The organism is Bacillus sp. 01N45, from assembly GCF_056399205.1.
In genome coordinates, this window is the sequence record NZ_JBFTQW010000007.1 from 154,555 (window position 1) to 167,729 (window position 13,175).

6 protein-coding genes are annotated in these 13,175 nt (G+C 34.4%); 2 read left to right on the plus strand and 4 right to left on the minus strand.

Going from position 1 to position 13,175, the window contains the following annotated elements; all coding sequences use genetic code 11:
* The first annotated feature begins 16 nt into the window (after positions 1–16).
* Positions 17–1,207, plus strand: coding sequence for a secondary cell wall polysaccharide O-acetyltransferase PatB1 (patB1, locus tag AC1DMU_RS18010; protein ID WP_087985740.1), 1,191 nt, complete (start codon positions 17–19; stop codon positions 1,205–1,207).
* Between the two features lie 95 nt (positions 1,208–1,302).
* Here patB1 and AC1DMU_RS18015 read toward each other — a convergent pair whose 3' ends face one another.
* From AC1DMU_RS18015 to AC1DMU_RS18030, 4 genes are all read right to left on the minus strand, one after another.
* The gene (locus tag AC1DMU_RS18015) at positions 1,303–3,894 is read right to left on the minus strand and encodes an S-layer homology domain-containing protein (protein WP_088062136.1); all 2,592 of its coding nucleotides are present in this window, start codon (positions 3,892–3,894) and stop codon (positions 1,303–1,305) included.
* 715 nt (positions 3,895–4,609) lie between these two features.
* Positions 4,610–7,075, minus strand: a complete 2,466-nt coding sequence (locus AC1DMU_RS18020; RefSeq protein ID WP_098082469.1) for an S-layer homology domain-containing protein — start codon at positions 7,073–7,075, stop codon at positions 4,610–4,612.
* Between the two features lie 684 nt (positions 7,076–7,759).
* On the minus strand, positions 7,760–8,857 hold the full coding sequence (csaB, locus tag AC1DMU_RS18025; protein WP_088062132.1) for a polysaccharide pyruvyl transferase CsaB: 1,098 nt from the start codon (positions 8,855–8,857) through the stop codon (positions 7,760–7,762).
* Between the two features lie 141 nt (positions 8,858–8,998).
* Positions 8,999–10,519, minus strand: coding sequence for a putative polysaccharide biosynthesis protein (locus AC1DMU_RS18030; RefSeq protein ID WP_087985744.1), 1,521 nt, complete (start codon positions 10,517–10,519; stop codon positions 8,999–9,001).
* 282 nt (positions 10,520–10,801) lie between these two features.
* Here AC1DMU_RS18030 and secA2 point away from each other — a divergent pair, with 282 nt between their 5' ends.
* A complete protein-coding gene (gene secA2 / locus AC1DMU_RS18035) occupies positions 10,802–13,168 on the plus strand; it encodes an accessory Sec system translocase SecA2 (protein WP_215558999.1) in 2,367 nt (788 codons plus the stop codon).
* Positions 13,169–13,175 lie beyond the last annotated feature (7 nt).

Genomic DNA, 13,175 nt, shown 5'->3' on the forward strand with positions numbered 1-13,175 from the left:
GGAAGGAAAAGTTATTATGAAAAAATTGGGGAACCTCATCCTGTTTATCGGTTTTCTCACCATTATCTTTTCATTTGGCATATTATCGTTACTCAAAACAGACCGAGACATTTCACCAGTTGAAAATCGGCCGCTCGCTCAAAAACCAGCACTTACGAAAGAAGCTCTCCTAACTGGCAGCTTCTTTAAAGATTTTGAAACATACACAAATGATCAATTAATCGGACGAGATGAGCTTATTAAAAACTATACGATTGCCCAAATTAATATGGGCAAGTCTCTCATTAACGACATTATTTTAACTGATGATAAATGGCTCCTAAAAAACCCGGCGTGGACGACAAAATATAACGAAATTGACCAATCCATGCCTGCTATAAACGACTTATCTCAGTTTTTAAAAGAACAAAACGTCGAGTTTTACTTTGCTTTACCACCGTCAAAAACGAATGCATTATCATTTAAATTACCTTCTCATATTCACACTTATGCACAGGACAATTTAAATTACTTTCTAACAAAACTTCCAGCTGACGTAAAGCCAATAAAACTTATGGAACACTATAAACAGAACTATACGAACGAAGAAATACAGGACATGTATTTCAAAACAGATCATCATTGGAATATGGACGGTGCCTTCTTAGGCTACCAATATATAATGAACACAATCGGGCAACAGTCTTCTATATATAAAGGAAAAGAAATAAAAAAAGAAGACTACACTCGTACATGTGCGCAAAATAAACATTTAGTCGGAAGCTTCAACAACCAACTATACCAACTCATCGATGCAACTGGGGAAAAATTGTGCTACTACACACCGAAAGGCGGTTTCAACTTCACAAGCGTTACCGCAAAAGATGTGAAAGGTACTGTTCATCAAAACTTAGATGACATATACGGCGTAGAAAAACAAAAAGATACAACATCATACGCAGGATATTACACGGACGACTATCCAGAAATCGTCACCGAAAATAACAATGCACCAAATGAAGTACGCGCCTTAGTCCTAAAAGACTCATTCGCAAACGCAATCGTGCCACACTTAGCACAAAGCTTCAAACACACATCTATCCTCGACCTGCGTCACTATCACGAAAAAGATGTATATCAATACATTAAAGACAACAACATTAACATGGTATTGTTCGTGTATAGTGATTCAAATTTGAGTGGGGATATGTTTAAGTTTAAGAAATAGAAAGAAGGCTCTTGTAAATGTACAAGAGCCTTCTTTCTATTAAAAAATCAGTGGGGATGAATCCCCACTGATTTTTCACTTCATCTATAATTGAATTATAGATTTGGGTTGTTAAGAACGTTAACGTGTACAGCTTGGGAACCGATTTCGCTTGTAATAACATTTTTATCTGTTAATACTTTGAATACTAATGTACCTTTGTCAGTGTACTTAGTAGTTAAAGTATCGTAAAGGTCTGCCTTGAAGTTTGGAAGTGTAGAATCACTTGTTTGAGATACTGTTACATCTCCAAGTTTTACATCGCCAGCGTTAAATACAGCATCGCCGTTTCTATCTAAGTAAAGTTTACCTTGCTCGTCACCAGATTTTACAACACGTACTTTATGTTGTGTTTCTTTCGTTAAGTTAATACCTTTTACGATATCATCAAGGTTACTCTTCTCAAGCTCTAATACAGTACCGATGTTGATTTTCTTCTCAACGAAGTTTTCTGTTTGAACTGGTTTGAAGTTTACAGATTTAATAGCGATTGTTTCTTGAACGATTTCAACTGTCGCTTTACCAGCAGTTGCACCATTTTTCGTTAAGTGGATATCAACTTTACCTGGTGCTTTACCTGTTACAACAACTTTATTTCCAACAATTTTAGCATCAGCTATATCTTTGTTTTTAGACTCAACTACATAACCCTCTAAGTTTTCAGGATCAGAGTATACGCGATCTGAAGTGTACTTAGATAATTGATACTCAACTTTGTTAGAAACATTTAGGTCAAGTTTCGTATCAGGTGATTGGCCGTATTGACCTACTTTAGATACAAGTTCAAAGTTTTTAAATGCAACGTTACCTTCTGTTACATTCACATATAATGAACCTAAAGTAGCTCCATTAGCATTTTGGAAGTGAACTGTACCTTCGCCTACTTCGTTACCTGTAACCGATACAGTTTTTGTACCGATTGAGCCAGCATCCGTTGTTACTACATCTAATCCACCTTCTGCAACTACACCTGTTTTTGGAAGAACTTCTTTAATTGCAGCTGAGTTAGCACCAAATGGATCACCATATTGGTCAGTTGTTACGAATGTAACAGGTAATGTTTTATTTTGAACAACTTGTAATTTGTCTGGGTTAGCTTTTACTGATACTAATTTACGAGAATCAGTCGTTACTTTAAATTTAACATCTTTCGTTACGTCACCTACTTTAATAGTAAGTGTAGCTTCACCAGCAGCCTCAGCAGTAATATAGTTGTTTACTACAGAGATAATACCGTGGTTTGAAGATTTGATGCTAATTGACCCTGGATCAACTACTTTATCTTCTCCAGCAATTGTAGCAACTAATTTACTAAGAGATGCTTTTTCACCAACAACTAAAGTTTGGCTATTTAAAGCAAAGTCTTTACCAGCAAGCTTGCTGCCATAGTTTACAGCACCATCATTATCAGCATCTACCGCAAATACAACATTTTTAATTGCAGAAGCTGGTGTATCAAGGTTTTTCACTGTAATAATACCAGTGTTAGAAACTGTTAAACCACCGCGTTTTGTAACTTGTACTTCTACTTTGTAGTCACCTTGCTTAATGCCAACAGCTAGTTTACCTGTAGTAGAAGTAGCTTCTCCACCTTCAAAGATGTTTGCTGATGTACCATCTAAGTTATTTGCTACAAATTTGACGTCATGATCTGCTAAGTTTAAGTACTCAACATCAGCGTTACCTTTTTCATCGTTTAATTTGAAAGCAACTGTTTGACCAGCACGATCATCGTCAAATGTAAGTTTTTCTACTGCTAATTTTTTCACTTCGTATACGAATTTCGTTACGAATGATTGATTTTTCACTTTTACAGTAAGATTTTTATTTGGAGCTACTTTACCACCAAGTGTTACAACTGCAGAAGTACCGTCAGCACTTGCTTCAATCGCAACAGCTTTGTCTCCATCAAGAGTTACATCTTCAGCAGCAAGCTTATCTAAACCAGTACCTGTTAATGTTAATTTCGTTGGTTCAGAAATTTTCACATCAGTTACATATGCTTGTGCATTATCTTTTTTGCCATATTTTTTATCTGCTACTGCGATAAATTTAGCTGCTTCTGCACGAGATACAGATTTATTTGGCTCCCATTTATTTCCGCCTGTTCCTTCAGAAAGTCCAAGATTGATTAGGATGTTTGCTTTTTCTTCACCCCAATGATCTAATAAATCTTCAAATTTTGTAACTAACTCGCCGTTAACTTTATCTTTTAAGTTATAAGCACCTACTATCATAGAAGCGAAAGAAGCACGGTCAATCTTTTTATCTGGAGAAAAGTTTTCTTTACCATCACCTCTAACAACACCCGCTTTTTCAACAGCTGCAATGTATTTAGAAGCCCAATGATTTTTAGCATCTTTGAAAGATGGTTGTGCACCCTCTTCAACTTTTAAACCTAAAGTAATTGCCATAATTTTCGCAGCAGAAGCACGATCAATTTCTTCAGCTGGAGCGTATGTACCATCTGGCTTACCTTCGATTGCACCTTTATCTACTAAGTAATTGATAGAATCTAATCCCCAATGACCAGCTGGAACGTCTGGGAATGATTTTCCCGCTGCTGCTACTGGAGATACAACACCTGCTACCATTGCTGCTGTCATTGTACCTGCGATTACTTTTTTGTAAGAGTTAGTCTTTGCCATTTTATAAATTTCCTCCTTCAGGAATATGCTACTAGTTTCATATCATATTAAATTTGAAAACTAGCTAGTTAGAAAAACCATAAAACAATAAAAGCACAAACAAAAATACTATAATGAAAAGTAGTTCATATAATAAAATGATACAAACCGTTAAATGTAAATATAAGGTTTAAATACCATTTTTTGAAACAAGTTCATCATACTATACAAAACTATTCGTTATCAAGAACTTTCTCAAAAGAAGATTCGACACATTCTGATAATTCAGTCTTTTCATTGTATTATTAGTATATTAATAATACTCAAATATAGAAATGAACAAACTGTTTTCCTATAAACCACTCTCACTGCGCTTCGTATATTTTTCATATCGAATACACAATTGGAATTATAGCACATATTTCCACTTCATCACTTAAATGTTTTTTACAATAAATACAATTTTCAGACTGCATTCGACTAAAATTATTGAATTTCGACATTTTATTCTTCTTTTCGAATGTTTTTTTAACAAAAAAAGGTGTGAATTTACAAATAATTTACATATTAATGAGATATTCTTCTATTTTTGAAAACGCTTTCGATTTATTTCTCAATAAAACGAACTACTAATTTGCAAAATATAATCTATTTTTTAGAGATCGTTTTATATAGAAATTAACCATAAAAAAAGAGCCCACATATTGTGGACTCTTTTCATTGAAATAAATTTCAATTAGCGAGTTGCTGTTACTGATTTGAAAGCAGCAAGTGCATTTCCTGCTTTGTCAGTAGTCTTAAACTCATATTTAGCATTATTTTCTAGTTCTTTAGCTTTTACTGTAACTGTACCAGTTGCTAAGTTAACATCTGTTGGAGCTGTTACTTTAAGAACTACGTCTTTAGAAGCTTCAGCTGTTACATCAGCTTTTGTCGTAGTTAATACTACACCGTTTAGGTCAATTACAAAGTCATTTGCATCAACGTTTACAGCTTCAGAGAATGTTAAAGTGATTTCTTTAGCATCAACTTTTGTAATTTTAGCTGATTTGAATTCAGGAGCTTTTGTATCTACAACATTTACTAATAAGTTTGTTGTACCCATTTTTACTCCATCTTTGTTTGCAACGTTAGCTACTGTGAATTTCACTGTTTCTGATTTTTCGAAAGTAAATGTTTCTGGTAATTCAATTGTTACTGATTTTCCATCAGCATTAACAACGATTAAAGTACCTTCTGGTAATTTAGCACCAGCTAAAGTGTAGTTGTTTGCATTAGAAGCTGAATCAGTGCCTTGGCCACCTTTTACTTCTTTATCAAATGTTACTGTAAACTTAGTTTTGCTATCTGCAACACGCTCAACTTTAGTTGCTTTTGGTGCTACTTCATCTTTTTTACCTTCTTCTTTTTTCTCTACAACTTTTACTTCTTTAGTAAATGCTGCAGATTCATTACCAGCTGTATCTTTTACAAATCCTTTTGTAGCAGCAACTTTATAGTTACCCTTTTCTGGGAATGTTAAAGTGATAGCTTTTTTATTATCCTCAACTGGAGCAACAGCTACTTCTTTAGTTACATCTTTACTTGTATCTAAGTTAATTACACGAAGTTTTCCTTCTTGCGCAGTTACATCTTTATCGAAAGTAAGTGTTGCTGCTTTATTTTCATTAGCTTCAACTTTTACGAAGTTAGGAGCTACAACATCTTTTGTAATTTTTACTTCTTTAGTTACTTTAGTACCTACATTGTTAGCTGCATCTTTGTAGCCAACAAATTCAACTGTAATGTTTGCAGCTGTTTCTTTCTCTGTAAGAGCTCCTGGTACTGTAACAATTGCTTTTGTAGTATCTTGATCAAGAGCGATTGTAGTACCTTCTACTACTTTATTACCTTTTTTAACTACTACTTTACCTTCTGCAGAAAGTTCTTCTGAGAATGTAACTTCTAATGTAGCTACGCCTTCAGCAAGTTCTTTCACTTTAACTTCTTTAACTTCTGGAGCTGTAACATCTTTTTCTACTTTATAAGTAGCTTTACCTTCGTACATTTCCATTGTGTTACCAACTAAATCTTTAGCACCAGTTACGATTACGTTAAATGCTTCACCGTTTTTAACTACAGATGCAACATCAGCTTTTGTTAATGTAACTGTATTGTCTACAGGAGAAGCTGTGAATTTCGTACCGTTAATAACAACAGTTACTTCATCTGCACTTAACTTTTCACTGAATACTACTTTAACATTTCCGTCTGGAGTAGATACTGTAGATACAGTTGGAGCTACTTCATCGTTAAAGAAAATTACTTCTAATGCTTTTGGAATGTCTTTTCCATCTACAGATTTAACATCTTTAACATGTGCAACATAAGCTTGTTTATTTACAAGTGCATTTTTTAGTGTAATAGTTGCTGATTTTTTATCTTTGCTTAACTCAACTTTTTCAATATCAAGTTCTTTTGAACCTTCTACAACTGCAAAGTTTGCAGCAGTTACATCTTTAACTTCAGTACCGAATTTAACTTCGATCTCTTTAGCGTTGATTGCTTTAATAGACTCAACTTTAGCTTCTGCTTTTTGTCCGAACTGCATGTCAGTCTTAGCAATGAATTTAGCAGCTTCTGCACGAGTTACAGATTTATCTGGCTCCCAACCATTACCAGTACCATTAGTGATACCTAAAGCAACTAAAATGTTAGCAGCTTTTTTACCCCAGTGCTTTTCTAAATCAGAGAATTTAGTTTCTAATTCTCCGCTTACTTTGCTGTCTAATTTGTATGCTTTTACGATCATTGTTGCCATAGAAGCACGATTAATTTGGTTGTTTGGATTAAACTTACCAGTTTCATCCCCTTGAATCACACCAGCTTTTTCAACAGCTGCGATATATTTAGCAGCCCATGAATCTTGAGCATCTTTGAAAGATGGTTTTGCACCCTCTTTAACTTCTAAACCTAATGTAATTGCCATAATTTTCGCAGCAGAAGCACGGTCAATTGCTTCAGTTGGAGCGAATGTTCCGTCTGGCTTACCTTCGATTGCTTTTTTTGCTACTAAATAATCAATGTACTCTGCACTCCAAGAACCAGGTTGAACGTCTGGGAATGATTTTCCTGCTGCTGCTACTGGAGAAACAACACCTGCTACCATTGCTGCTGTCATTGTACCAGCGATTACTTTTTTGTAAGAGTTAGTCTTTGCCATTTTATATATTTCCTCCTTAGGAATGTAATACTAGTTCCATAAGTTTTTAAATAGATATTCTATTTATTTTTGAAACTAGTAGATATAAATGTGGTTAACGTATTCTTTGTACAGAATAATAGAATATCCTGTATTACGGAATCGTAAAGAAATCATACACCCTTTTCATCCAATTTAAAATCTCAAATTCGACAAAAAAGTGAATTTTCGAAATTCTGAACGATCATTTTTTCGACTTTTATTTTAAAACATCCAGATTATAAAATCAGAATATTTTAAATGAACGGAAAAACGCGTCAGAATTACATTTTCAACCATCTTCTTATAACCATTTACAACTATAACAGAAAAACGTTTCCAATTTTAATATTTAACTATAAAGATATTACGACATTAATCGACAGCTTATTTTTATATACTTCGACATTTTTATTACATTCTCATTCTTTAAAATTAACAAACCTATTTTCTTATAATTTACCAAATAAAACGCATAATCCTAACATTCTCTATATAAGAATGTTAGGATTATCAAACATACATCTTATCTCTCAAACTTCTTTTTTATGAGCATACATTTAAAAGTATTTATACAATTCGACATTTTTCTACAAATATTTATTTTCTTTCGACATTTTATATTTTTCAACTAATAAAAAAAGAGGATGTCCTCTTAAATTAAGATTACATTCCCCTTTTTTCGAACTCTTTTGAATTCAAGTCACTTATGATGTAGCGAGACGCTGTTGAAATTTGTTCTCTCAATTCTTCTACTCTTTGTTCCAATGTTTCTTGTACATATTCTTTTTGTTCCAGTTGTTTCGTTGCCACGTTATACAAAGTTTCAGCCGTCCAGTCACCATCTACGTTTCCGATAATCGGCTGATTTACTTGTTGTAAAAATGAATCGATCTTTGGATCATATGAAATACCGACCATAGGAATATTAGCAACCGCTGATAATATAAGCGCATGAAGTCTCATACCTATTAGAAGCGAACATTCCGACAAAATTGAAATTTTCTCATGAATATCCAGCTTATACGGAAGCATATGAGCTTCTTCTCCCATTAAGTTAATAATATCGCGTGATGCATTTTGATCAAATGGTCCGTGCATTGGTACGAATAAAATATGGTATCCTTCACGCTTAAATTTTTTCAGCGTATCTGCTAGCTTCTTCATATAATCTTCTTTCGCGTCCCAATACCTCACACTAACTGCAATTACTTTCCCTTGAATCGAATGTTTTTGCAGCCAATCCGACTTCATTCCTTCTGGTTGACATGCCAATACTGGATCTGGAACTAGTTCGATCTCTTTCTTAATACCCATTTCTTTTAAATACAAAAATGAATCTTCATCACGAACTGATATATATGCCGCTTTTGATACTTGCCATTTCACTAATAAACGATTTTGTCTTTTCGTAATTGGACCAATTCCTTGCGCGTAAATATAATACGGCTTCTTCAAAAAACGAGCAATCCGCATAATACCTGTATAGTACAAAATGCTTTTAATACTCGTTTTATCTTGAAGGAGACTTCCCCCTCCGCTAATTAAACCGTTACTTCTCTTTATTTCCTTATAAATTGCTCTTATATCCCAGCGATTTACTGCCTCTACACCGTACATTTTTCTTGTATAGTCGGGGTCATTCGAAAGTACAACAAGCTCAAGAGTAGGATTCTCTTCATGTAGCGCTTTAATAATTGATTGCAAAATTGCTTCGTCCCCAACATTATAAAAACCATAATATCCTGATAAAACTAACCGCACTCTTAATCTCCTCCAACATTTCGCAATCAACTTTTTGTCATTCAACAAATTGCTATCAACTCTTTAATAAGAAAAGTTGGATAACTTCAAATTGATTTCTTTCACAAACATATACATAGCCATACTCATTTATAGACAAATTTACTTACTTAAAAATGGAATTTGCTTTTTGGATATCCAGTTCAACTTTAATGCGCATATGCCATATATGAACAAGGCCACACAAAATGCTAAACCACTATACATCATTGCAATAAATCTAGAATCTACCACATTTATTACAGTAGATGTGAAATATAATCCTATACCTACTATACTAGATACTCCGATTACAGCAAAAAATCTCCCCATGCGAATTGAATAAGCCAATTCTTTTCGAATGTATATATAATTTACGATACAAATTATGATATATATGATCAGTGTACTATAAGCCGCACCAGTTATGCCAAATTGACTTACGAGTACTATATTTAATATGACTTTTACAAAACTCGCTCCAACAACTATCCACGCCGCTTGCTTAGAACGGTTAATTCCTTGCAAAATCCCTATTGATAATACCATAAGTGATGTGAAATACGAACTACCAATTAAAATAGCTAACATGCCGCTCCCTTTAGCATCTGTAAACAACCCAACATTTAACGGGACTGTAAGTGCCATGAGCCAGATTGTTATCGGCGTTGTTAAAACATGAGCAAGCTCATTTGTTCGTTCAATTGTGTGTTTTGCTAACGCTATATCTTTCTTTGTTAATGCAGCAGTTAACAACGGGATTAACGGAAATACCATCGCGCTTGCAAACACGACAATTAATTGTGTAAACGCAAAGCCACGACTATATATACCAAATTGTTCTTGAATCGTTGTAGTGGATTCATGCAACATATGTGGAATCGTTACAGAATCAACTAAATTTAACAACGGCATCGATAATGCTCCAATCGCAATTGGAATCGAAACCTGAAGTATCTTTTTTGCATTTTCTTTAAAATCTTGCAGTGAATATGTATTACTTTTATAACGATATATACTTTTTACATACTTCAATCTCAAATAGATAAGTGACGTAATTACCCCAAGGCAAGAACCAATCATTGCGCCGCCTGTTACAACATCACTATCTTTATTCCAAGATACGAATAAGAATGCAATTGCTAACATAAAGAAAACACGAATGAACTGCTCAATCACTTGTGACACCCCGGTAGGAATCATATCTCCAAAACCTTGGAAATACCCTCGATATACCGCCATATATGGTGCGATTAATAAAGCAAACGAAGTGACAATTAATGGGAGTCTCGTATCTTGTCCACCAAGCATATTTGCAAACATACTTGATCCAATCATAATAACCGAAAATCCAAGCACCCCAAATATTACTCCAATAATAGATGCTGACGTAAATAGTTTGGCAATCCCGCCCTGGTCATTCTTCTCATGAAGTTCAGCGATTAACTGTGATATAGCTAGCGGTACTCCCGCTACTGATAAAGTTAAAGCTATCATATATACAGGAAAAACAAGGCGGAAAATCCCAAGCACTTCATCTCCTGCTATATTTTGTAATGGGATTTGAAAAAAACTTCCCAACACTTTCGATAGAAACGTTGTAATCGTTAAAATCGCAGCGCCTTTCACAAACTTATTATTCATCTTCTAGCTCTTTTCTTTCAATATATAATTTAAATACTTATTACATCATAAAACGAGATAGCTATATTCTTCTCTTTTTTGAAAATTTTCACTTTATCTCATTTAGCTATCATACCAAATTTCTTATACATTGAATACTCTCTTTCTTTATGCCCTTCAAATATAGCATGTGCAATAACACCTTATTTATATCCAGTTTTTTCTTCAATTTACTACTTCTACTTATTCCAGATAAACATGTGCTATAATGTAGCTATTGTCAGTAAGAGGAGTGTTTACAACATGCTGAATTCGGTAAAAAAGCTGTTAGGAGATTCTCAAAAGAGAAAACTAAAAAAATATGAACAACTTGTTCAAGACATTAATAATCTAGAAGCAAAACTATCTGATTTATCTGATGAAGAATTACGTCATAAAACTATTATATTTAAAAACATGCTACATGATGGAAAAACAGTGGATGATATAAAAGTAGAGGCGTTCGCTGTTGTACGTGAAGCAGCAAAGCGTGTACTTGGATTACGACACTACGATGTGCAGTTAATTGGTGGCCTTGTACTATTAGAAGGTAATATTGCAGAGATGCCAACTGGCGAAGGAAAAACATTAGTTTCTTCTCTTCCAACATACGTACGTGCTCTTGAAGGAAAAGGCGTTCACGTTATTACTGTAAATGACTATTTAGCAAAACGAGATAAAGAATTAATTGGCCAAGTTCATGAATTTCTAGGTTTAACGGTTGGATTGAATATTCCTCAAATCGATCCTACCGAAAAGAAACTTGCTTACGAAGCTGATATTACATATGGTATTGGAACAGAATTCGGCTTTGACTATCTACGTGATAATATGGCCTCTTCAAAAAATGAAAAGGTACAACGTCCCTATCATTTTGCTATTATCGATGAGATTGATAGCGTTTTAATTGATGAAGCGAAGACGCCTCTTATTATCGCGGGTAAGAAATCAAGCAGCACTGATTTACACTATTTATGTGCAAAAGTTATTAAATCATTCCAGGATACTCTTCATTACACGTACGATGCAGAATCGAAATCTGCTAGTTTTACAGAAGACGGTATTACAAAAATAGAAGATTTATTTGATATCGATAACCTATATGATTTAGAACATCAAACTTTATATCATTATATGATCCAAGCATTACGAGCTCATGTCGCTTTCCAATGTGATGTTGACTATATTGTACATGATGAAAAAATTTTACTTGTAGATATTTTCACGGGCCGCGTTATGGATGGTCGCTCTTTAAGTGACGGTTTACACCAAGCTCTTGAAGCAAAAGAAGGTTTAGAAATCACGGAAGAAAACCAAACGCAAGCATCCATTACAATTCAAAACTTCTTCCGTATGTATCCAGCATTATCTGGTATGACAGGTACAGCAAAAACGGAAGAAAAAGAATTTAACCGTGTATATAACATGGAAGTTATGCCAATTCCGACAAACCGTTCTATCATTCGTGAAGACAAAAATGACGTCGTGTACGTAACAGCCGATGCTAAATATAAAGCTGTACGTGAAGATGTTTTAAAGCACAATAAACAAGGACGCCCGATTTTAATTGGGACAATGTCTATTTTACAATCTGAAACCGTTGCGCGTTACTTAGATGAAGCGCATATTACATATCAATTATTGAATGCGAAAAGCGCAGAACAAGAAGCCGATTTAATTGCAACAGCTGGACAAAAAGGACAAGTTACAATTGCGACGAATATGGCCGGACGAGGTACTGATATTATACTAGGTGAGGGTGTTCACGAACTTGGTGGATTACATGTAATCGGGACAGAACGCCATGAATCAAGACGCGTTGACAATCAGTTAAAAGGTCGTGCTGGTCGTCAAGGAGATCCAGGTAGTTCTCAGTTCTTCCTTTCTTTAGAAGATGAAATGTTAAAACGTTTCGCACATGAAGAAATGGAGAAATTAAATAAATCACTGAAGTCAGATGAAACAGGACTTATTCTAACTTCTAAAGTTCATGACTTCGTGAACCGTACACAATTAATTTGTGAAGGTAGCCATTTCTCAATGCGTGAGTACAATTTAAAGTTAGATGATGTAATAAATGACCAACGTAACGTTATTTATAAATTACGTAATAACTTGTTACAAGAAGATATAAATATGATTGAAATTATTATTCCAATGATTGATCATGCTGTAGAAGCCATTTCTAAGCAATATCTTTTGGAAGGTATGCTTCCAGAAGAATGGGATTTCGCTAGTTTAACAGCAAATATAAATGAAATTTTACCAGTAGAAAACATGCCATCACTATCAGCGAATAATGTACATTCACCGGAAGATTTACAATCCGTTTTGAAAGAAACATTATCTCTTTATAAAGAGCGCGTAAATGAGCTAAATAGCCATACTGATTTACAGCAGTCGCTACGATATGTTTCCCTTCATTTCCTAGATCAGAACTGGGTAAATCACTTAGATGCAATGACTCACTTAAAAGAAGGCATCGGGCTAAGACAATATCAACAGGAAGACCCTACTCGTCTTTATCAAAAAGAAGGCTTAGATATCTTTTTATACACATATGGTAATTTCGAAAAAGAAATGTGCCGCTATGTTGCAAGACATTTAGGTGTTCCTGAAAACGTACAATAACGAGGTG